General features: G+C 65.6%; 19 protein-coding genes. 12 read left to right on the plus strand and 7 right to left on the minus strand.

Annotation, left to right across the window (positions count from 1 at the left end; all coding sequences use genetic code 11):
• Nucleotides 1–106 precede the first annotated feature (106 nt).
• Nucleotides 107–1,921 (plus strand): aspartate--tRNA ligase, encoded by a 1,815-nt coding sequence (gene aspS, locus F1654_RS01680; RefSeq protein WP_150021770.1) that lies wholly within the window; start codon nt 107–109, stop codon nt 1,919–1,921.
• A 15-nt stretch (nt 1,922–1,936) separates the two neighbouring features.
• Here aspS and F1654_RS01685 read toward each other — a convergent pair whose 3' ends face one another.
• Nucleotides 1,937–3,148, minus strand: a complete 1,212-nt coding sequence (locus F1654_RS01685) for a pentapeptide repeat-containing protein (protein ID WP_150021771.1) — start codon at nt 3,146–3,148, stop codon at nt 1,937–1,939.
• 37 nt (nt 3,149–3,185) lie between these two features.
• Nucleotides 3,186–3,698: a pentapeptide repeat-containing protein gene (locus F1654_RS01690; protein ID WP_150021772.1), complete on the minus strand. Its 513-nt coding sequence runs from the start codon at nt 3,696–3,698 to the stop codon at nt 3,186–3,188.
• A gap of 208 nt (nt 3,699–3,906) precedes the next feature.
• Between F1654_RS01690 and F1654_RS01695 the strand changes: the two genes are divergently transcribed.
• The 6 genes from F1654_RS01695 to F1654_RS01720 all read left to right on the plus strand — a co-directional run bounded on the left by F1654_RS01695 (nt 3,907) and on the right by F1654_RS01720 (nt 8,918).
• Nucleotides 3,907–4,323 (plus strand): hypothetical protein, encoded by a 417-nt coding sequence (locus F1654_RS01695; RefSeq protein ID WP_150021773.1) that lies wholly within the window; start codon nt 3,907–3,909, stop codon nt 4,321–4,323.
• A 189-nt stretch (nt 4,324–4,512) separates the two neighbouring features.
• Complete coding sequence (locus F1654_RS01700) at nt 4,513–5,292, plus strand: M23 family metallopeptidase (protein ID WP_199200418.1); 780 nt, start codon at nt 4,513–4,515, stop codon at nt 5,290–5,292.
• 94 nt (nt 5,293–5,386) lie between these two features.
• On the plus strand, nt 5,387–5,869 hold the full coding sequence (gene yajC, locus F1654_RS01705) for a preprotein translocase subunit YajC (RefSeq protein ID WP_150021775.1): 483 nt from the start codon (nt 5,387–5,389) through the stop codon (nt 5,867–5,869).
• Between the two features lie 59 nt (nt 5,870–5,928).
• Complete coding sequence (secD, locus tag F1654_RS01710) at nt 5,929–7,560, plus strand: protein translocase subunit SecD (RefSeq protein WP_150021776.1); 1,632 nt, start codon at nt 5,929–5,931, stop codon at nt 7,558–7,560.
• Between the two features lie 10 nt (nt 7,561–7,570).
• On the plus strand, nt 7,571–8,560 hold the full coding sequence (gene secF, locus F1654_RS01715; RefSeq protein WP_150021777.1) for a protein translocase subunit SecF: 990 nt from the start codon (nt 7,571–7,573) through the stop codon (nt 8,558–8,560).
• Complete coding sequence (locus F1654_RS01720; RefSeq protein WP_150021778.1) at nt 8,550–8,918, plus strand: Mth938-like domain-containing protein; 369 nt, start codon at nt 8,550–8,552, stop codon at nt 8,916–8,918. Before secF ends, F1654_RS01720 begins: the two co-directional genes overlap by 11 nt.
• Here F1654_RS01720 and metG read toward each other — a convergent pair.
• A complete protein-coding gene (gene metG, locus F1654_RS01725) occupies nt 8,915–10,624 on the minus strand; it encodes a methionine--tRNA ligase (RefSeq protein ID WP_150021779.1) in 1,710 nt (569 codons plus the stop codon). The genes F1654_RS01720 and metG overlap by 4 nt on opposite strands.
• Nucleotides 10,625–10,813: 189 nt before the next feature.
• Between metG and F1654_RS01730 the strand changes: the two genes are divergently transcribed.
• Nucleotides 10,814–11,236, plus strand: coding sequence for a DUF1761 domain-containing protein (locus F1654_RS01730; RefSeq protein ID WP_150021780.1), 423 nt, complete (start codon nt 10,814–10,816; stop codon nt 11,234–11,236).
• A 79-nt stretch (nt 11,237–11,315) separates the two neighbouring features.
• Nucleotides 11,316–12,674, plus strand: a complete 1,359-nt coding sequence (locus F1654_RS01735; RefSeq protein WP_150021781.1) for a mechanosensitive ion channel family protein — start codon at nt 11,316–11,318, stop codon at nt 12,672–12,674.
• On the opposite strand, the gene F1654_RS01740 is transcribed toward F1654_RS01735, so the two are convergent.
• Genes F1654_RS01740 through F1654_RS01750 form a run of 3 tightly spaced genes read right to left on the minus strand, consistent with a single transcriptional unit; the run spans nt 12,671 to nt 15,208 of the window.
• Nucleotides 12,671–13,612, minus strand: coding sequence for an alpha/beta fold hydrolase (locus tag F1654_RS01740; protein ID WP_150021782.1), 942 nt, complete (start codon nt 13,610–13,612; stop codon nt 12,671–12,673). The two genes, F1654_RS01735 and F1654_RS01740, sit on opposite strands and share 4 nt — an antisense overlap.
• Nucleotides 13,613–13,640: 28 nt before the next feature.
• Nucleotides 13,641–14,504, minus strand: coding sequence for an alpha/beta fold hydrolase (locus tag F1654_RS01745; protein WP_150021783.1), 864 nt, complete (start codon nt 14,502–14,504; stop codon nt 13,641–13,643).
• Nucleotides 14,501–15,208, minus strand: coding sequence for a TetR/AcrR family transcriptional regulator (locus F1654_RS01750; RefSeq protein WP_150021784.1), 708 nt, complete (start codon nt 15,206–15,208; stop codon nt 14,501–14,503). The genes F1654_RS01745 and F1654_RS01750 overlap by 4 nt, the downstream gene beginning before the upstream one ends.
• A 195-nt stretch (nt 15,209–15,403) precedes the next feature.
• On the opposite strand from F1654_RS01750, the gene F1654_RS01755 reads away from it, so the two are divergent.
• Both F1654_RS01755 and F1654_RS01760 read left to right on the plus strand, forming a co-directional pair.
• The gene (locus F1654_RS01755; protein WP_150021785.1) at nt 15,404–17,686 is read left to right on the plus strand and encodes a TonB-dependent receptor; all 2,283 of its coding nucleotides are present in this window, start codon (nt 15,404–15,406) and stop codon (nt 17,684–17,686) included.
• Between the two features lie 141 nt (nt 17,687–17,827).
• Nucleotides 17,828–19,216: a spinster family MFS transporter gene (locus F1654_RS01760; protein ID WP_150021786.1), complete on the plus strand. Its 1,389-nt coding sequence runs from the start codon at nt 17,828–17,830 to the stop codon at nt 19,214–19,216.
• A 90-nt stretch (nt 19,217–19,306) separates the two neighbouring features.
• Here the strand turns inward: F1654_RS01760 and F1654_RS01765 are convergent, their stop codons facing one another.
• A complete protein-coding gene (locus tag F1654_RS01765) occupies nt 19,307–19,852 on the minus strand; it encodes a DJ-1/PfpI family protein (protein ID WP_199200419.1) in 546 nt (181 codons plus the stop codon).
• A 260-nt stretch (nt 19,853–20,112) separates the two neighbouring features.
• On the opposite strand from F1654_RS01765, the gene F1654_RS01770 reads away from it, so the two are divergent.
• A complete protein-coding gene (locus F1654_RS01770; protein ID WP_150021788.1) occupies nt 20,113–21,888 on the plus strand; it encodes an N-acetylglutaminylglutamine amidotransferase in 1,776 nt (591 codons plus the stop codon).
• The last annotated feature ends 11 nt before the right edge of the window (nt 21,889–21,899 follow it).

The following is a 21,899-nucleotide window of genomic DNA, read 5'->3' on the forward strand; positions in this document are numbered from 1 at the left end:
CGCTTCACAAGTCAGTGCAGGCTTCCTTGACAAGCGCGCTCAGGCGCCGCCAAAACCCGCGCTCCGCCCTGCCGGTTCATTCCTTAGTCCGATTGGATATCCCGCCATGCACGCCTATCGCACCCATACCTGCGGCGCCCTGCGCAAGGCCGATGTCGGCGCTCAGGTGCGCCTGTCCGGCTGGATCCATCGCAAGCGCGATCATGGCGGGCTGTTGTTTGTGGACTTGCGCGATCATTACGGCCTGACCCAGTGCGTGCTGGAGCCCGATAACGCCCATTTCGCCACGCTGGAGCGCCTGCGGGTCGAAAGCGTGGTGTGCGTCACCGGCCAGGTGGTCGCGCGCACGGACGACACGGTCAATACCGGCCTGCCCACCGGCGCGGTGGAGCTGCGCGTGTCTGACGTCCAGGTGCTGTCGGCCGCCGAGGAGCTGCCCCTGCCGGTGTTCGGCGAGCCGGACTGGTCTGAAGAGGTGCGCCTGAAGCACCGCTATGTCGATCTGCGCCGCGACAGCCTGCACAAGCGCATCGTCTTGCGCTCACAGATCATCGACTCGCTGCGCCGGCGCATGACCGATCAGGGCTTCCTGGAATACCAGACGCCGATCCTGACGGCGTCCTCGCCCGAAGGCGCGCGCGACTTCCTGGTGCCCTCGCGCCTGCATCCGGGCAAGTTCTACGCGCTGCCCCAGGCGCCCCAGCAGTTCAAGCAGCTGATCATGGTCTCCGGCTTTGACCGGTATTTCCAGATCGCGCCCTGCTTCCGTGACGAGGACGCGCGCGCCGACCGCGCGCCGGGCGAGTTCTACCAGCTCGACATGGAAATGAGCTTCGTCACCCAGGAAGACGTGTTCAACGCCATCGAGCCGGTGCTGCACGGCGTGTTCCAGGAATTCGCCGGCGAGCGCCATGTCCCGGACGAGGCGTTTGCGCGCATCCCTTACGCCGAGGCGATCCGCAGCTATGGCTCGGACAAGCCCGATTTGCGCAACCCGATTAAAATGCAGGCGGTCACCGAGCACTTCGCCGGATCCGGCTTCAAGGTGTTCGCCGGCATGATCGAGAAAAACCCGAAGGTGGAGGTGTGGGCGATCCCGGCGCCGACGGGTGGTTCACGCGCGTTCTGTGACCGGATGAATAGCTGGGCGCAGAAAGAGGGCCAGCCGGGTCTGGGCTATATCTTCTGGCGCGAGGAGGGCGGGGCCCTGGAAGGCGCCGGTCCCATCGCCAAGAATATCGGCCCTGAGCGCACCGAGGCCATCCGCACCCAGCTGGGCCTGGAGGCCGGCGATGCGGTGTTCTTCGCCGCGGGCGATCCCAAGGCGTTCTACAGCTTTGCGGGCAAGGCGCGCGACGTGGTGGGCCGCGAGCTGGGCCTGTTCGAGGCGAACGTGTTCCGCTTTTGCTGGATCATCGATTTTCCCATGTATGAGTGGGACGAGGAGAACAAGAAGGTGGAGTTCTCCCACAACCCGTTCTCCATGCCCCAGATGGACGCCGACGCCTTCATGGCGCTGTCCAAAGACGATCACGAGACGCTGCTGGGCCTGAACGCCTGGCAGTATGACATCGTGTGCAACGGGGTGGAGCTGTCGTCTGGCGCCATCCGGAACCACCGACCGGACGTGATGCTCAAGGCGTTCGAATTCGCAGGCTACGGCCCCGATGTGGTCGAGACCGCCTTTGGCGGCATGCTCAACGCCTTCCGCTGCGGCGCGCCGCCCCATGGCGGCATCGCGCCGGGCGTGGACCGTATCGTGATGCTGCTGGCGGGCGTGGAGAATCTGCGCGAGGTGGTGATGTTCCCCAAGGATCAGCAGGCGCGCGATCTGATGATGAACGCGCCCGCGCTGCCCGAACCCAGACAGCTGCGCGAGCTGCACCTGCGCACGGTTACGCCGGAGCCGAAAAAGGCCTGAGCCCGGCTCACCCGGTCAGTTGCGGTTGCGCTCCGGCGAGGGGCGCGCCTGGGAGGGGGGCTCCGGGCGCTCGTTTTGCGATTGAGGCCGCGGCAAGTCACGGCCGGGCGTGCGGACCGGCGCCATGGGCGCAAGGGCCGGGGCGCGGCGCTGTTGGGGCGGGGCGGCGCCGGACTGCTCGATGATCACGCGCAGCGGTTCGCCGATCTCCGAACGGCGCATCTCGAAGCGCCAGCTCATATGCTCAGAGCCATGCTCATGGTCGCTCATGGCCTCCGCGGCGGCGCGCAGGCTGTTATGAGCGGCCGCCAAGGCGTCTGACGGGGCGTGATGGCGCATCATGAAGGCCCGTTCGGACTGGGCGAGGGCCTGTTCCAGCGCCGCGCGCACATCTTCGGAACGGACGCGCGGCTCCACAGGGCGCCGGGCCGTGCGGTTGATATTCATGAAATCATTCAGCTGAACCGGCTCGCCGCAGGCCGGCAGGGTAAGGGCGTCAGGCAGGCGGGTGGCCTCGTCCCCGCAGGCCAGCCGGAAACTCTGCGCGCTCAGGCCTGATGCATTGCGAAAGTCCGCGCCCGACAGATTGACCGCAATGAAACGGGCGTCCTGAAGGCTGGCATTGCGCAGATCCGCGCCGCTCAGATCGGAGTTTTCAATGATCGCCCGGGTGAGGTCGGCGTTGCGCAGGTCTGCGCCCGACAGATGACCGGCGACAATGTGCACCCCGGACAATTGCCCGTTGCGCAAGTCCGCGCCTTCCAGCCCGGTCTGGCGCAGCACCGCGCCTGTCAGGCTGGCGCCGCGCATCCGGGCATGGGTGAGATCGTTCAGCAGCAGCACCGCGCCGTCCAGGAAGGCCCCCTCCAGCGCAGCGTGTTGCAGATCCACCCGGTGCAGGCGCGCCCGGTTCAGCTGCGCGCCGTTGAGCACCGCGCCCGCCAGCACGGTATCGGCCAGATGGGCTTCAATGAGAGAGGCGCCGGCCAGGTTCGAGCCGTCCATGCGCACGTCCAGTATGCGCGCGCCCAGCAGCTCGGCGCTGGACAGGTTCACACTGCTGAAATCGCCGCCGAGCATGTGGACGCCGGCGAGGTTCTTGCCGGAAAAATCACACTGCATGCAGTCGCCGCTAATCACCAGACGGCGGTAGGGCTCCTGGGCCGCTGCACTGACTGCAGCCACCATCAAGGCGCAAGCGGCGGAAAGACACACGCGCAGGATCATGGCGTGGAAGCTAGCGTGCAGTTCTTCCGTTTGCGACTTAATTGTCAGTAAGGGCGCTGTTGCGGCACGGCGCAATGACAAGACCGGGCGGCAGGGTTGTGCGCGCGTCTCCACATGCGGTGGAGAGCTGGGCCTGGGTCAGGCCCCGGGCGCTTTCAAGCTCGGCGCCGGACAGATTGGCGCCCGACAGATTGGCGCCGGTAAAGCGCGCGCCGCCGAAATGCGCGCCCACCAGCGTGGCCTGGCGCAAATCGGCCCCGTCGAAGCGCGCGCCCGTAAAGCGTCCCGCAAAGAGATTGGACACAGACAGGTCCGCGCCGTCAAAGCGCGCCTGGTTGAAGGTCGAAACGCTCAGATCGGCCTGACGCAGACGGGCGCGGGATAGATCGATCCGGTCAAGCGTGCGATAGGACAGGTCCGCCTGGAACAGATTGCATTGCGCACAGTCCGCGCCCGACTGGGCGCGGGCGATCTGGGACGGGTTCTGCGCCCAGGCGCCGGTCGCGGCCAGCGCGATCACGGCGCAGGCGCTGATGAACTGTCTCAACATGGCGCACCTCTTGCGGCGACTGAGAATTCATAAGGGGGCTGCTAGCAAAACCCGCGCCGCGCGTCATATGAACGGGCGATGAGCACGATTTAATGCTGCGGACAGCACGCGACCGGGCGAACCGGGTTCAATCGTGCTATCATGTTGACTGCAAAGCGCCTTGGCGCCGCTGGCCCAGGGGCGCTGAAAAGGCTCAAAGGAGGCTGTCATGATCAAGCATGTGATGTGTGCGGCATTGCTGGCGGCCGGCGCCGGCGCGGCCGGGCTGGCCCAATCGCCCCAGGAGCGCGCTGAAGCGCGGCTGGCGGAATTTGCGCCTACCGGGGAAACGCGCACCTGCATCGCCACCCACCGCATCCGGCATATCACGCCCATTGACGACCGGCGCTGGATGGTGGAGCTGCGCGGCGGCGAGACCTGGCTCAATGAAGTCAGCCGGGGCTGTTTCGGCGCGTCCAGCCCGTTCTCCTATCTGCAATACCGCGTGCCCGGCGGGCAGCTGTGCCGCGGCGAGATCATACAGGTGAAGGACCAGTCCACGCGCATGACCCGCGGCGCCTGCGGGCTGGGCGATTACCAGCAGCTCGAGCGCGCACAGACCGACGCCGCAGACACCGGCGCTTAGTCAACGCCCGGTTAACGCTCGCACGTCATGATCGCCTTCAAGGGTTTACCAGCGAGGGTATAGACCATGCGCGCGAGCGTCCGGCTCTGGCTGCTTGGATGCGTCTGTGTGTCGCTCAGCGCGTGCGGCACGCAGCCGCGGGCGCCTGCGCCCATTGATCACGGCGGGCGCGGAACGCCGCCCCAGGCCGTGTCCTGTCAGGCAAGCTATACCGTGCGCCGGGGCGATACGCTCAGCGCCATCGCCCAGCGCTGCGGCACGACCGTCCAGGCGCTGGCGGTGGAAAACAGTCTCTCCTCTCCCTATACGCTGCGCGAGGGCCAGACGCTGCGCATGCCCGGGCCGTCGGTTTATGTGGTGCGCCGGGGCGATAATCTGTACCGCATCGCGCTCAATCACGGCATGACCACGCGCGAACTGGCGCGTCTGAACGGCATTAGCGAAAGCGCCGTCATTCATCCCGGCCAGGAATTGCGCGTCTCCGGCGAACCGCGCCAGAGCGTGGCTTCAGCGCCGGACCGTCCGCCCCAGCAGCGCACGTCCGGCGCTGCTTCGCCGCCGCCGCCACCGCCGCCGCCGGCCGCTGAAACGGCGCCTGAGTTTGTCTGGCCCTTGCAGGGCGAGGTGGTGGGACAATTCGGCAGTTCATCAGGGCGCCGCATTGACGGCATTCGCATTGCGGCGCGTACAGGCGAACCGGTGCGCGCTGCGGCTGCCGGCGAAGTGGTTTACGCTGGCAATGAATTGCCGGGCTATGGCGAGCTGGTGCTGATCCGCCATGAGAACCGGTGGGTCACCGCCTATGGCTTGAACGCCGTCTTGCGGGTGGAGCAGGGCCAGCAAGTGCGCGCCGGCGATCATATCGCCGATGCGGGCGGGCCGGGGCCGGGCGACCGTCCGGTTTTGCACTTCGAGATACGGCGGGGGGTCACCCCGGTTGATCCGATGGAGCGCCTGCCGCGCCGCTGACGCAGCCGGTCCCAGCCGTCACCCCTTGTTGCAACACGGGCGCGCACCGATATAGTCGCGGCCCGTACGACACCCCCTTGACCACGGAGCGACCATGACCGCCGCGACCGATACCCTGATTATAGCCGCCGCTGCTGGCGGCGGAGGCCTGTTTCCGACCCTTCTGATGCTGGTGGCGTTCGTCGCCATTTTCTACTTCCTGATTCTGCGTCCCCAGCAGCAGCAGGTGAAGCGCCATCGCGAGATGGTGGCCAATCTGCGCCGCGGGGATGAAGTCGTCACCGGCGGCGGCCTGATCGGCAAGGTCACGCGCCTGACCGATGAAGAGGCCACGGTCGAGCTGGCCGATGGCGTGCGGGTGAAAGTGATCCGCTCGACCATCACCCAGGTGCGCACGCGCACCGAGCCGGCCAATGATTCCGATGATGACGAGCCCGAAGACAAGCCTGCGCGCAAGCCCGCCGCCAAACCGGCGGCCCGCAGCACGTCGCGCGCCGCCGCCAAGCCCGCCGCCGCGCGCAAGCCGCGCGCCCGCAAGGCGCCGGCCAAGTCCGGCGGCGACAAGCCCAGCGAATAATCGCGCCGCGTGCGCGCCGGGATTGATCCCGGCGCCGCGCCAGCCATAGCGGAACGCCTATGCTGTATTTCCCACCCTGGAAGACGGTTCTCATCCTGGCCGTCATCCTGATCGGCCTGTCGTTCACCCTGCCCAATTTCGTACCGGAGACGGTCCGGCACGGCGAGGACGGGCGGCCCCAGGGCGTCTGGTCGGTGCTGCCGAACCAGACCGTGAATCTGGGCCTGGATCTCCAGGGCGGGTCGCATCTGGTGTTCCAGGTGGACATGGATGGCGTGAAGCAGGACCGGCTGAGCAATCTGCAAGATGATGTGCGCTCGCTGTTCCGGCGCGCGCCTCCCATTCTGTCCGCGCCGCCGGCCGTGGTGGATGACCGTATTGTGGTGCGCCTGACCGATGCAGCGGACATGGACCGGGCGCTGGAGCGTCTTGAAGAGGTCAATGAGCGGGTGTCCGGCCCGGGTGGCCAGGCCGGGACTGCGCGCACGCTGCGCATCCAGGGTGATTCTGACGGCCGCACCATCACCATCCAGATCACCGAGGCGGAGCTGGATTCCATCCGCCGCCGCACGGTGCGCGAATCGATCTCGGTCATTCGCCGCCGGATTGACGGCATGGGCACCACCGAGCCGGTGATTGCGCGTCAGGGCGATGACCGGGTGCTGGTGCAGGTGCCCGGCGAGAGCGATCCCCAGCGCATTATCGATCTGGTGGGCACCACCGCGCGCATGACCTTCCACATGGTGGAATCAGGAGTTGAGACGGGGGCCGATTGCCGTGCGCGCACCCCTCCGGGCATCGTGATCTACCCCACCGATGATCCCAATGAGCCCTGCCTGGCGGTTCAGCGCCGTGCGCTGGTGACGGGCGATCAGCTCAATTCGGCCGGGCAGAGCTTTGACGAGAACGGCCAGCCCGTGGTGGCCTTCACCTTCAACCAGTCCGGCGCGCGGGCGTTTGGCGAGGCGACCTCGCGCAATGTGGGCCGGCGCTTTGCGGTGGTGCTGGACGACGAGATCATCACCGCGCCTGTGATCCGCTCGGCCATTCTGGGCGGATCGGGGATTATCCAGGGCAATTTCACCGTCCGCACGGCGACCGATCTGGCCACCATGATCGGCGCCGGCGCGCTGCCCGCCGGCCTGTCGCCCATTGAGGAGCGCACGGTCGGCGCCAGCCAGGGTCAGGATTCCATCGAGCGCGGACAGATCGCGATCCTGATCGGCTTTGGCCTGGTGATCGTGTTCATGTGGCTGGCCTATGGCTATTTCGGCCTGGTTTCGACAGCGGCCCTGGTCACCAATGTGTTCTTGCTGCTGGGCGCCTTGTCCGGCTTGCAGGCCACGCTCACCCTTCCTGGCATCGCCGGCATCGTGCTGACCATCGGCATGGCGGTGGACGCCAATGTGCTGATCTTTGAACGCATCCGCGAGGAATACCGCAACGGGCGAACGCTCGCGAGCGCCATCGAGAACGGCTATAATCACGCCCTGTCGGCCATTCTGGATGCCAACATCACCACTTTCGTGGCCGCCGCCGTGCTCTACATGATGGGCGCAGGTCCGGTGCGCGGCTTCGCCGTCACGCTGGGCATCGGCATTCTGACCTCGGTGTTCACGGCCTTTGTGTTCTCACGCCTGATCATCGCCACCTGGCTGCGCGTGATGCGGCCCAAATCGCTGCCGATGTAGGAGCCAGGTCATGAACTTCTTTCCATTCGTGCGCCTGCTGCCGGTCGAGACGCGCTATCAGTTCATCCGCATGCGGGTGGGCGCGTTCATCCTGTCCATGGCGATGATCCTGGGCTCGGTGGGGGCGTTTTTCACCTTCGGGCTGAATCTGGGGATCGACTTTCGCGGCGGCACGGTGATCGCGCTGAGCACCGCGCCGGAACCGGCCGATCTGGGCGAGATACGCACCGCCCTTGGCGCGCTCAATCTGGGCGATGTCCAGGTGCAGGAGTTCGGCGGGCCCTCTGACGTGCTGGTGCGCGTGGCCATGGTGGATGTGGACACGGCCGAGCGGGTCACCGGCGCGCCGGTCGAGGATTTCGAAGCCGCCCAGCAGGCCGCCCGGCGGGCGGTGCAGGGCGTGCTCAACGACACCCTGGCCAATGTGGAGTATCTCAGCATCGAGGTGGTCGGGCCGCAGGTCTCCGGGGAGCTGGTGGTGGCGGGCACCACGGCGGTGATCGTCGCCCTGGTGCTGATGCTGCTCTATATCTGGTTCCGCTTTGAGTGGCAGTTCTCGGTGGGCGCGGTGCTGGCGCTGATCCACGACGTGATCCTGACCATCGGCTTCTTCGCCGTCACCCAGCTGGAATTCAACCTGCCCACCATCGCGGCGATCCTGACCATTGTGGGCTATTCCATGAACGACACGGTGGTGGTGTATGACCGCATCCGTGAGATGTTCCGCAAATACAAGACCAAGCCCACCGCCGAGGTGCTGGACATCGCCATCAACGCCACCCTGTCGCGCACGATCCTGACCTCGGGCACCACGCTGGTGGCGATCCTGTCCATGGCGATCATTGGCGGCCCGGCGCTGGAGGGCTTCGCCCTGGCGCTGATCTGGGGCGTGGCGATCGGCACCTATTCCTCCATCTTCGTCGCCGCGCCGCTGCTGACCCTGACCGGCGTCAAGCGCGATAGCGGCGAGGAGGAGGGCGCGCGCGCCCATGGCGTCTGAACTCCGCGTCCCCGCCATTGACGCTTTCGGTGACGGAGGATTCCGCATCGGCGGCGTGCGCAAGGACGGCGCGACGCTGATCCTGGACGGCGCTGCGCGGGCCTGGACCGGTGCGCCCGACAGCCCGGCCGGTCTTGCGCCGGAGCATTTTGACGATCTGATCGGCGCCCGCCTGCGCCCGGATGTGGTGGTGCTGGGCGCGGGCGCCCGCCTGGTCCATCCGCCCGCAGACGTCCGGCGCGCCTTCCGCGAGGCCGGCATCGGGCTGGAAGTGATGGATACCGGCTCGGCCTGCCGGGCCTATAACCTCTTGGCGTCCGAAGCGCGCCGGGTCTATGCGGCCTTGCTGCCGGTTTAGACGGCGCCGCCGAAGCGCTGCGTCCATTCGGCCATCTGCGCGTCCTCGATTTTCGCAAACAGCACGTCCGGCGGCGTGATGGCGTGGCCGTGGGGCAGGGCGTCCAGCAAGGACTGATCCTGCCAGTCCGGCCAGCTGCGCCTGTCCTCGGGCACGCCCAGCGCATCCAGCACGGCTTTGGCGGCGCCGGGAATGACCGGCTGGGCGATGATGGCGAACAGCGCCGCCAGATTGAGCCCCGTGCGCACGCCCACAGCCGCCGCGTCCACATCGTTCTTGTACTTCACCCAGGGCTCGGCCCTTGTGAGATACTCATTGCCCGCCGCCCACAAAGCGCGGGTTTCGGCGCCCGCCTTGCGGAACTCCATGGCCTCATAATGGGCGGTCAGGGCCTTGAGCCGCCGGGACAATTCGTCCGCCATCCAGCTTTCCGCCTCGCCGGGCGCGCCGGCGGACGGAACCTGGCCATCGAATTTGGCGGCGCAGTATTTGGTGATCCGGTTGACGAAATTGCCCAGCACATTGGCCAGATCGGAATTGACCGCCGACTGGAAGCTTTCCCAGGTGAACTGGGCGTCGGCGCCTTCCGGGCCATAGGCGGTCAGATACCAGCGCCAGTAATCGGCCGGCAGCAGATCCAGCGCCTGATCCATGAACACGCCGCGTTTTTGGCTGGTGGAGAACTTGCCGCCATACCAGGTCAGCCAGTTGAAGGCCTTGAGCTTGTCCACCGTCTTCCAGGGTTCTTCAGAGCCCAGCAGGGTGGCCGGGAAGCTGACGGTGTGGAAGGCCACATTATCCTTGCCCATGAACTGCACATAGCTGACATCGCCAGCGCCCTTGTCGGTGCGCCACCAGCTTTCCCAGTCCCCGCCCGTGGCCTCGGCCCATTCGCGCGTGGCGGCGATATAGCCGATCGGCGCATCGAACCAGACATAGAACACCTTGCTTTCGAAGCCGGGCCTCGGTGCGCCGTCTTTCGTCACCGGCACGCCCCAGCTGAGATCGCGGGTGATGGTGCGGTCGCGCAGGCCTTCATCCAGCCATTTATAGGCGATGGATTTGGCCAGGGACGGCCAGCCCTGGGCTGCATCCACCCAGGCGCGCAGCCGGCCGGCCATCTCGCTCTGGCGCAGCTGGAGATGGCGCGTCTCGCGGACCTCCAGATTGCGCGAGCCGGAGATCACCGAATAGGGATCCTTGAGATCGACCGGGTCCAGCAGCGCGCCGCAATTATCGCATTGATCGCCGCGCGCTTTTTCATAGCCGCATTCGGGGCAGGTCCCTTCCACATAGCGGTCGGGCAGGAAGCGGGCGTCATCAATGGAATAGATCTGGCGCTCGGTGACCTCGGCGATCAGGCCCCGGGCCTCCAGCGTTTCGGCGAAATGCTGGGTCAGCGCCGCGTTCTGGGGGCGCGAGGTGCGCCCGAACCAGTCCCAGTCCAGCGCGAAGGCTTCGCCGATGCGTTTCTGGATCTCGTGCTGTTCGTCGCAATAGGCGCGCACGTCCTGGCCGGCCTCGGCGGCGGCCAGCTCGGCGGGGGTGCCGTGTTCATCGGTGGCGCAGATCGCCAGCACCTCATGGCCGCGCAGGCGCTGGAAGCGCGCATACACGTCCGCCGGCAGCATGGAGCCCGCCAGATTGCCCAGATGCTTGACGCCATTGATATAGGGCAGGGCGCTGGTGACGAGGATGCGGGCCATGGACGTGTCCGTGATCAGGTGAGGGCGCTGGATGGTTCAGGGCGCATGCATACTCCCGCAAGTCCTCAAGGGGAACCGGGGCGGGCGCCCGGCCGGTCTGTCACATTTCTGAAGCCAATGAACGCACTCAGGTCTATGATCGCGCCATGAAGCGGCGCAGCGCCGCTCACCAAGACAGGGGAGGCGGTCATGCCGCGCATATTCGGTCACGACCTGCTGGCGTTCATCGCCGCGGTCATCGCGTTCTACGCTGTCGGGTTTGTGATTTACGGCCTCGTGTTCAATGCGTTGTGGATGTCGCTGGCCGGCTACAGCCCGCAGGATTTCGCCGGCCATGAGTGGAAGATTGTCCTGGGGCCGGTCATGCCGATTCTCATCGTCACAGGCCTGGCCTTCATGCTGCAGGCCTCGCGCCGGTCAAACCTGACCGGGCATGTGAGCCTGGGCTTTGCGGCCTGGCTGTTCTTCATGCTTCCGAGCCTGATGTACGGCTATGCCTACGGGGTGAATTATCCGCTGGGCCTGCTTGTGATGGATGGCGGCCATCTGCTGGCGGCGGCCCTCATTGCGAGCGCCATACTGGTCTGGCGCAAAGTCCCCAAAGCCGCCTGACAGGGCGATCACGGCTCGACAAACCGGCCTGAACGCGCAAGGTTCGCGTGCTTGAGAAGCCTTTATGCGTGAGCCAGCCATGACGCAGCCTCAGGGCCAGCCGGGATCGGCCATAGACGATATCGTGCCCCTGAACGAACTTCAGGCGCGCCTGATCGCCGCCTATGACTGGTTCGAGCAGTCCGTGCTCAACTGGGATAACGGCGTCCAGCTGGCCTTGATCACGGCGGCGGTGATCCCGGCGCTGATCTTCGGCCCGCGCCTGCGCGCGCTGATCGTTCAGTCCACCTCGGGCTTCCTGAAAACCGGCTGGCCGCGCCGCCTGATCAATGCGGCGGCCATGCTGATGACGCCGCTGGCCCTGCTGGCGGCGCTGACCCTGTTCCAGGTGGTGCTGGCCGCGCTGGAGCGGCCCTATGCGCTGGTCAACGCCGCCACCAGCCTGATGACCGCCTGGATCGTGATCCGGGCCGTCAGCCTGGTGATCCAGTCGAAATTCTGGTCCAATATCGCCTTCTATATCGCCTGGCCGATCGCGGTGCTGGACGTGTTCGGCCTGCTGGTGCCGGTGATCGCCCAGATGCAGGCGCTGGCCATCCCGCTGGGCGTGGCTGATGACGGCTCTGCGATCCAGCTCTCCCTGTTCGATATCGTGCGCACGCTGGTCTATTTCGGCGTGCTGTTCTGGCTGGCCTCGCTGGCGGGCCGGGCGATCAACACCCAGCTGGACCGGTCCGAGGAATTGTCGCCGGCCTTCAAGGCGCTGATTTCGAAAGTGCTGGGCGTGGTGCTGCCGGTCACGGCGTTGCTGATCGCGCTGCAGATGACCGGGTTCAATCTGGCGACGCTGGCCATTTTCTCCGGCGCGGTGGGCATTGGCGTGGGCCTGGGCCTGCAGAAGACCGTGGCGAACTTCGCCGCCGGCTTCACCCTGCTGGCCGACAAATCCATCAAGCCCGGCGATGCGATCGAGGTGGACGGCACGTTCGGCTGGGTCTCGGAGATGCAGTCGCGCTATGTCTCCATCCGCACCCGCGACGGCACGGAAATGCTCATCCCCAATGAGCATTTCATCGCCAATGGCGTGATCAACTGGTCGCGCTCGGACCGCATCGTGCGCCTGCATGCGCCGTTCGGGGTGTCCTACAAGACCCGCGATCTGCGCAAGGTGCAGGAGATCGCCCTGAAGGCCGCCGCCAGCGTAGCCCGCGTCGTGCCTGACAAGGAACCGACCTGCAATCTGATGGAGTTCGGCGACAGCTCGGTCAATTTCGAACTGCGCTTCTGGATCGCCGATCCGGAAGCCGGGCTCTCCAATGTGCGCAGCGAGGTCTATTTCGCCCTGTGGGAGGCCCTGCACGAGGAAGGGATCGAGATCCCGTTCCCGCAGATCGACCTGCACGTCAAGGAAACGCCCGCCGTCAGCGCTCCGGCCTAATCGTCGAGGCCGGCGGTCAGGCCCGCCAGGAAATTGCGCACCACCTGAAGACTGTCCTGCGGCGCTTCCTCCATGGGCATGTGGCCCACATTCTCCAGCACCACCAGGCGCGCATCGGGCAGGGCGGCGGCGAAGCGCGGGCCGTGCTCGGCCGGCACCATCGCGTCGGCAGCGCCCCACAACAGCAGGGCCGGGGCCGTGACGCGCGCCAGGTCCGGTTCGGGGTCGGGCAGGGTGAACTGCTCGATGCGCGCCACCAGCGCTTCTGGCACGCCGGGCGTGCGCATCATGGCGCGGATGCGCGCCACCTGCTCATCCGTCACAAGGGAAGGATCGGCGTAAAGCGAACGCGTGGCTGCGCGCACGCCCACTTCCGGCGCGGTGGTCAGATAGATCCGCACCGGCAAGGGCAGGGGGGCGGGCTCATCGCTGACGCCGTGGATGGGATAGCCGCCCGGGCTGACCAGCACCAGCGCCTCCACCCGCTCGGGGTGGAGCGCCGCATAACGCCAGGACACAAGCCCGCCCAGCGAGGAGCCGCCCAGAATGAAGCGTTCCGGGGCGATTTGCGCGAGCAGGCCTGCGACCTGGTCCACCGTGTCGCTGACGGAATAGGCTTCATCCTCGCGCGGGCCGGTCAGGCCATGGCCGGGCAGATCAAAGCGGATCACGCGATAGTCCGCCGTCAGATCCTCAGCCCAGGCGTCCCAGGTTTCCAGCGAATGGCTGAAGCCGTGAATGAGGATCAGGGCCGGCGCATCCGCCGGGCCTTCCTCGCGCACCCGCCAGGTCTGGCCCGCCGCCTCCACCAGCCGGTCGGCGCTGGCGGGCAGGTCTGCGTCAACGGGCGCCGGCCCGGGGCTGCGCGTCAGAAACGCCACAAGCGCGATCACCAGGACCGCAATCAGGATCAGGGCTCCAAGCAGGCGCAAAAGCATGGCGGGCATCCTTGAAAAAACGAGGCCTTCAGTCGAGGCCGGCGAGGAAGGCGTCAATGGCCGAGGCCGCTTCAGGCTCGGTCAGCAGCGGGGCGTGGCCCACATCAGGCACTTCGCAATAGGCCATGCGCGGCGCGCGCCGGCGCATCTCATCCACGCAGCTCATGGCCAGCAGATCGGTGATCGCCCCGCGGATCAGCAGGATGGGCGAGGCCGTCAGCGCATCAAAGAAGGGCCACAGATCGGGCGGGGCCACATTGCCCGTGCGCGCCAGCTCGGAAATCGCCTTGTCATAATCAAACACCACGCCGCCTGTTTCCAGTTCCCGGCAGGTGCGCCGGGCGAAGGCGAGCCAGAAGTCCGGGCCGGTTTCCCTGGGGAAGGCGGTTCCGTTAATCGCGCGCACCGCTTCAGCGGCGGCGTTCCAGTCCTCAAACGGGCCGCCAGCGCCGCCCACATAGCCCTGGATGCGCGTCAGGCCGGCGGGGTCGAGCTCGGGACCGATATCATTGATGATCGCCGCCTCGATCAGGCCGGGGCGGCTGGCGGCCATCACCATGGACATCAGCCCGCCCATGGAGGTGCCCAGCGTGATCACCCTGTCCCAGCCTTCCTGGGCGAGAATGCCGAACATGTCCTGGGCGTAGACGCCCGGATTATAGTTTTCCGGACGGGGGTCGTAGTCCGAATGGCCGCGCCCGCGCACATCCACCGCGATCACCGAACGGCCGGCCTGCGTGAGCGAGGGGATCATGTCGGCGAAATCGCGGCTATTGCGCGTCAGGCCGTGCATGCACAGCACGGGCAGGCGGTCTGTTCCGGCGTCGTAGAAACGGTACCAGGTCTTGATCCCGTCAGGGGCTGTGAAGGTGCGGGCGGCGAAATCGGTCATGCGTCCTGTCCTGGTTCTGCTCTGGCGCGTTCGGCCCGGGCGGCGGCGTCCCGGGCGCACAGACGGCGGAAGCCCGCCGCGATAAACTCCGGCAGCCGGTCGGCCACCGCTTCGATGTCGGAGGATTTGCACAAGCCCCCCGAGAGCGAATCAATGCGTCCGGTCTCGGCGAAGGTGAGCACCAGCGCCCCGGACAGGAAGTGATAGCTCCAGAACAGCTCCTCATCGCGGCAATCGGGCAGCGCCTTGCGCAGCGATTGCAGGAAGCGGCGCACGATGGGGTCGAAATATTTCGACATCACCGCCCCGCCCCAATCGGGCGCGTTGGTGATCTGGCCGATCAGGGCGAAATAGCTCTTCCAGCCCGGATCGCCGTGGATGGAGCGGTCCAGCAGCGGATGGGTGAAGGCGGCGATGATTTCCTCCACCGTCGGGCCTTCCGGCCCGGCGGCCCGCTCGCACGCCTCCAGCTCCTGCAGGCGAATCTGGTTGAGCTGCTCGGCCCGGCGCAGCAGCACCTCGTCGAACAGTTCGCGCTTGCCGCCGAAATAATACGCCACCAGGGCCGGATCGCTGTCGGCCTCGCGGGCGATGGCGCGCACGGTGACGCCATGAAAGCCCTTCAGCGCGAACAGTTTTTCCGCTGAATCCAGCAGTTTCTCGCGGGTGATTTCACCGCGGCTCAGTTTGCGGGCGACTGCCATTAGGCCTCGCTTGGATTGTGAGCGGGCGCCGCCGCTCTGTGTCGGATATGTGTGGCGCATGCGCCTCACATGAATATTTCAGCACTTGTGGAAAGTCTAATTGGCATTGACTTTTCATTCAACGTTGAAATTATCCCCGCCATCAGCGCCCCGTCAGCCGGGCGCAAGACATAGCTTCTCAGGGAGGGGAGTCCGATGACCATCCGCCGTAAAGTGATCAGTTCTGCTGTGCTTCTGGCCAGCGTTTCCTGGCTGCCCGTCACGGCCGCCGCGGCTGCGCAGGAGGCCGGGGCAAGCGAAACCCGCGATGTGGTGACGGTGACTGCGCGCCGCCGCGAGGAGAGCCTGCAGGACGTGCCGGTTTCGGTGACCGCCTATTCGGGCGCCCAGCTGGAAGCCATCGGCGCCCAGGACATCACCCGCATCGCCCAGACCACGCCGAACGTGACGCTGGAAGTCTCGCGCGGCACCAACTCCACCCTGACCGCCTTCATCCGCGGCATCGGCCAGCAGGACCCGGTGGCCGGTTTCGAGGCGGGCGTGGGCATCTATATCGACGATGTCTATCTCAACCGTCCCCAGGCTGCGGTGCTGGACATTTTTGATGTGGAGCGCATCGAGGTTCTGCGCGGGCCCCAGGGCACGCTCTACGGCCGCAACACCGTGGGCGGCGCCGTCAAATACGTCACCCGCCGCCTGAGCGATGAGCCGAGCTTCTCGGCGCGCATGAATGTCGGCTCCTATGACCAGTTCGACGTGATCGTGTCCGGCTCTGCGCCGCTGTCCGATGCGTTCCGCGTCGGCGGGGCGGTGGCCAATCTCACCCGCAGCGGTTTCGGAACCAACCTGACCACGGGCCAGGACAATTATAACAAGCGCGTGCTGGCCGGCCGGATCTCGGCTGAGTTCGAGCCTGATGACCGCATCTTCATCCGCGCGGTCTATGACCGTATCGAAGACACCTCCAATCCGCGCGGCGGCCACCGCCTGATCCCCTCGCTGCTGACCGGCGCGCCGGTGCTGGACAATGTGTTCGACACCCGCGGCGGCCTGGATGTGGTGGACCAGAAGATCGAAGGGCAGGGCGTGTCGCTGTCGGGCGATATCCAGATCAATGATCAATGGACCTTCCGCTCCATCACCGCCTGGCGTGAAGACAGCTCCACCACGCCCATCGACTTCGACTCGCTGCCCGGCGCCGATCTGGATGTGCCCGCGCTTTATGATAACGAGCAGTTCAGCCAGGAATTCCAGCTGGTCTATTCCGGCGACCGGCTGAACGGCATTATCGGCGCCTATTATCTCGACGCTGAAGCCTCCACCGTGTTCGACGTGCTGCTGGCCACTACGGGCGACGTGCTCGGCCTGCCGGGCCTCAATGCCCAGACCTTCGGCAATGTGGAAACCGAGACCTGGTCGGTCTTCGCCGATTTCACCTATGACCTGACCCCGGAATGGTCGGTGTCCCTGGGCGCGCGCTATACCAGTGACAAGCGCGCCTCGCGCGTCCTGCGCCGGACCTATATCGGCGGCTTCTCGGAATTCTTCGGCGGCTCGCCGACCCTGGTGGCCGTCACCTCCGACTTTGACGGGTCGGACAGCTGGACCGATTTCAGCCCGCGCATCTCTGTCTCCTACCAGCCTGATGCGGCCAATAATTTCTACGCCAGCTTCTCCCAGGGCTTCAAAGGCGGCAGCTTCGACCCGCGCGGCCAGACCACGGCGGCGGCCGCGGCCGGCATCGACGAGTTCGAGTTCATGCGCTTCAACCCGGAGACGGTGAACGCCTATGAGGCCGGCTGGAAGTTCACGCAAGGCGGCTACCGCCACGCGCTGGCCTTCTTCTACAATGACTATACCGACGTGCAGGTGCCCGGCTCCATCGGCGTGGACACCACCGGGGACGGGGTGTTCGACACCTTCACCGGCGTGACCACCAATGCCGGCGCCGCCACGCTGTGGGGCATTGAGTATGAGGGCTTCCTGGGGCTGGCCGAAGACGCCTTCACCAGCGGCGACACGCTCGATCTCAACTGGGCCATTGGCTATCTCAACGGCGAGTATGACGAGTTCATCGACGCCTTCGGCGTGGACATTTCCGACCAGGCCGTGATCCAGAACACGCCTGAATGGATGGCGTCGGGCACGCTGAACTACACCGTGCCGCTGTCCAATGGCGCGCTCTCGGTCATCAATACGCTGGCCTATCGCGGCAGCTACAGCCAGTTCGAGATCCCCAACCCGACCCTGGACCAGGACGGCTACACGCTGTGGAACGCGTCGGTGGTGTGGAACTCCAATGACGGCCGCTGGCAGGCGGGCGTGCATGGCCGCAACCTGACCGACGAGCGTTACAAGGTGTCGGGCTATAACTTCATCAATGCCGACGGTACGCCCAACCTGGGTCTTGAGGGCACGCTGACCGCCTTCTACGGCGATCCGCGCACCGTCACCGCCACAATCGCCTTCCGCTACTAGAGGGCGGGCGACGGGGAGAGCGCCGCTGCGCCCGCAACCGGGCCAGCGGCGCTTTTTCTTTGCAGTTTCCGTCAGATCGGTTCCATCATGGCGCCGTGCGCCGTCCGGACGCACAGATCAGAACAGCATACGGGGAGCATCATGACCGCCGCCAGCCAGTCTTCGGGGGCTCACGAGCCCGCGCCGCCCAGCACGCGCTACCGCGTCTGGGTGCTGTTCATGCTGTTCATCGTTTATGCGTTCAACTTTCTGGACCGGCAGATCATTTCGATCCTGGCCATTCCCATCCGTGAAGAGCTGGGCCTGGACGACCGCCAGCTGGGCCTGTTGGGCGGCATTGCGTTCGCCGCGCTGTATTCAACCCTGGGCGTGCCCATCGCCTGGCTGGCCGACCGCACCAACCGCACCTGGATCATCACCGTCTCGCTGACCGTGTGGAGCGGTTTCACCGCCCTGTGCGGCATGGCGCAGAATTTCTGGCAGCTCTTCGCCGCCCGGGTGGGCGTCGGTGTGGGCGAGGCCGGCGGCGTGGCGCCGTCCTATTCGCTGATCGCGGACTATTTTCCGCCGGACGCTAGGGCCAGGGCGCTGGCCATCTATTCGCTGGGCATCCCCATCGGCAGCGCCTTCGGCGTGGTCGCAGGCGCCCAGATCGCGGGCGGCGCCATTGGCAAGGATCTCGACTGGCGCGCCGCCTTCATCATTGTGGGCCTGGCCGGTGTGGTCATCGCCCCGATCTTCAAGCTGACCATGCGCGAGCCCAAGCGCGGCGGCCTGGATCCGGTCAGCGAGCGTCAGAAAGCCGCCGCAGCCGCCGTGGCCAAGCATCCGCCCCAGCAGGGCGAAGGGCTGGCGGGTAAAGCCATCGAGGAAGCGGCTGAAAAGCCGGGCATTATCGATGTGCTGCGCATTCTCGCCACCAAGCCGTCCTTCTGGCTGCTGACGCTTGGGGCGTCGTGCTCGTCCATGATGGGCTATGGCGTGTTCTTCTGGATGCCGAGCTTCATCTCGCGCACCTATGAACTGGGCATTATCGACACCGGCTGGGTGTTCGGCAGCGTGCTGTTCGTGGGCGGCAGTCTGGGCATTCTGTTCGGCGGCATCCTGGCCGACCGGCTGGGCAAGGCGAAGAAAACCGCCTACGCCATTGTTCCGGCGCTGGCTTTCCTGGTGGCCTTCCCGATGTACGTGCTCGGCACGTTTGCGCCGACACCGTTCTATGCGGTTCTGCTCTTCCTGATTCCCACAGCGCTGGGGCTGAGCTGGCTGGGACCGGTGCTGTCGGCCTTCCAGCATCTGGCGCCGGCCAATATGCGCTCCATGGCCTCGGCCATCTTCCTGCTGATCAACAATCTTCTGGGGATCGGGGTCGGGGTGTATGTGCTGGGCGAGCTTTCGACCCTGCTCACCCCCACATTTGGCGAGCAATCGCTGCGCTATTCCATCGCCATCGGCGCCTCGCTCTATGCGGTCGCCGGCGTGCTCTTCCTGCTGGCCTCGCGCACCATCGAGCGGGACTGGGAGAAGTAGGGGGCTCCTGCAACCCCCTTACAATGCATATGAAAAGGGCCGCAGCACCAGGCTGCGGCCCTTCTTCATTCAGGTCGGTGCAGCCGCGGTTCAGGCCGCTTCCTCAACCATGTCCAGCGTCTTGATGAAGGTGGAGATGGCGTCCTCGCGGGCCTCTTCGCCTCCGGCCGCAAACAAATCGCCGCGCAGGGCCAGCGCAGCCTGACCGGCTTCGCCCGGCGTCTTGCCGGCGGCTTCGGCCAGTATGGGCGCGGCTTCGGCCATGGCCAGAACCGGTTTGCCGGCCTTGATGAACGCCTGGATCAGAAGGCGCGCGTCCTGGTCTTCGATCAGACGCGTCAGCCCATGGGCGCCGCCGGGGATCAACAGGCCTGAAAAGGCTTCCGGACCCCGGTCGCCGGGATGGGCGTCCACGACAAAATTCATTTCCTCATTGCTCGCAGACCGTCCGCTCACCAGCGATTTATTGGGGCTGACGATCACCGTGCGATAGCTGCTGCGCTCAGCCGCCGTAGCCACATCCGTCAGATCGGATGCGGCGAAGCCGTCAGTGATCAGCACGGCGATATCGCCGGCTTCTCCGATCTGGGCCAGATCAATACGCTTTTGACGGGTGTGCGGTTTATTAAAGGCCACAATTCCTCCTGGCGCCGCGCGCGGCGCTCCACAGATTTCAACAAAAGGGCGACAGCGATGAAGATAGGAATCCGCGCGCAAAGGTCAACATCGCCTAATGATATCTCAGGATAAATTACCCGTGAGGCCGCCGTGACAGCCTGCAAAACTTGATTTTTCAGCCGAAACCCACGACATAGGCGGCCAACCCGTCATGAAACTGTTTGCGCCATTATGCATATGCATACTGGGGCAAGTGCCTACCTGAAAGGATTGACTGTATGTGCGGCATAGCCGGTGAAATTCGCTTTGATGGCCAGGCGCCCGATCTGGCGGCTCTGGACCGGGCGGCTGACACGATGAACCGGCGCGGGCCTGATGCGTCAGGCCTGCATGCCCAAGGCCGGATCGCCCTTGCGCACCGGCGCCTGAAGATCATTGATCTGAGCGACGCCGCCCAGCAGCCCATGGTGGATTCCGAGCTGGGACTGAGCGTTGTCTTCAACGGATGCATTTATAATCACAAGGAATTGCGCGCCGAACTTGAGGCCAAGGGCTATCGCTTCTTCTCCACCGGCGACACCGAGGTGATCGCCAAGGCCTATCATGCCTGGGGCGAGGACTTCGTGCACCGCATGAACGGCATGTTCGCCTTCGCCATCGCCGAGCGCGATTCGGGCCGGGTCCTGATCGGGCGTGACCGGCTGGGTATCAAGCCGCTCTACTATGCTGAAACCGCTGGCGCTTTCCGGTTCGCCTCCACGCTTCAGGCGCTCACCGCTTTTGGGGATGTGGACACATCGCTCGATCCTGATGCGCTGAATTTCTATTTCAGCTTCCACGCCGTGGTGCCGGCCCCCTGGACCATGGTGCGCGGGGTGCGCAAATTGCCGCCCGCCACCTTGATGCGCATCGAGCCCGATGGCCGGCGCACCACACGCCAGTTCTGGGATGTGAGCTTCGGTCCGCGCGACGACGAGCGCGGCTATTCGGCCGCTGACTGGAAGGCGCTGGTGGCCGATACGCTGCGCACGGCGGTCAAGCGCCGCCTTGTGGCCGATGTGCCTGTGGGCGTTCTTTTGTCGGGCGGTCTCGACAGCTCGCTGATCGTGGGGCTTCTGGCCGAGGCCGGGCAGACGGGCCTGTCCACCTTCTCCATCGGGTTTGAGAGCGTGGGCGAGGAACAGGGCGACGAGTTCCAGTATTCCGACATTATCGCCAGACATTTCGCCACCGATCATCACCAGATCCGCATCGATACCGGCCGCGCCCTGCCGGCGCTGGAGGAAGCCATCGCGGCCATGAGCGAGCCCATGACCAGCCATGACTGCGTGGGATTCTTCCTGCTCAGCCAGGAGGTTTCGCGCCATGTGAAAGTGGTGCAGTCCGGGCAGGGGGCCGACGAGATTTTCGCCGGCTATCACTGGTATCCGCCCATGCTGGAAACCAATGATGCGCTGGAGACTTACGCCAAATCCTTCTTTGATCGCGGGCGTCAGGAAATGGGCGAGCTCTTGCAGGACCGCTGGCTCAATGGCGACCGGCCGCGCGACTTTGTCGCCGAGCATTTCGCCCGTCCGGGCGCGGACCGGCCCATCGACAAGGCGCTGCGGGTGGATACCCAGATCATGCTGGTGGACGATCCGGTCAAGCGGGTCGACAACATGACCATGGCCTGGGGGCTTGAGGCGCGCACGCCCTTCCTTGACTATGAGGTCGTGGAGGCGGCGGCGCGCGTGCCCGCCGAGCTCAAGACCGCCGAGGAGGGCAAGGGCATCCTCAAACAGGTGGGGCGTGATGTGATCCCTCATGAGGTGATCGACCGGCCGAAAGGCTATTTCCCCGTGCCGGCGCTGAAATATCTGCGCGGGCCGTATCTTGAGCGGGTGCGTGATGCTGTCACCTCAAAGCGCTTCGAGGAGATGGGAATCGTGCGGCGCGGCTATGTGGACCAGCTTCTGGCCGATCCCGAAGCCCATATCACCCCGCTAAGGGGCTCGAAGCTCTACCAGATCGGACTTCTGGCCATGTGGCTGGAAGCCCATGGCGCCGGTTAGGCCCAGGCAAG

This window comes from Alkalicaulis satelles (assembly GCF_008630495.1).
In the GTDB taxonomy this organism is placed as follows: Bacteria; Pseudomonadota; Alphaproteobacteria; order Caulobacterales; family Maricaulaceae; genus Oceanicaulis; species Oceanicaulis satelles.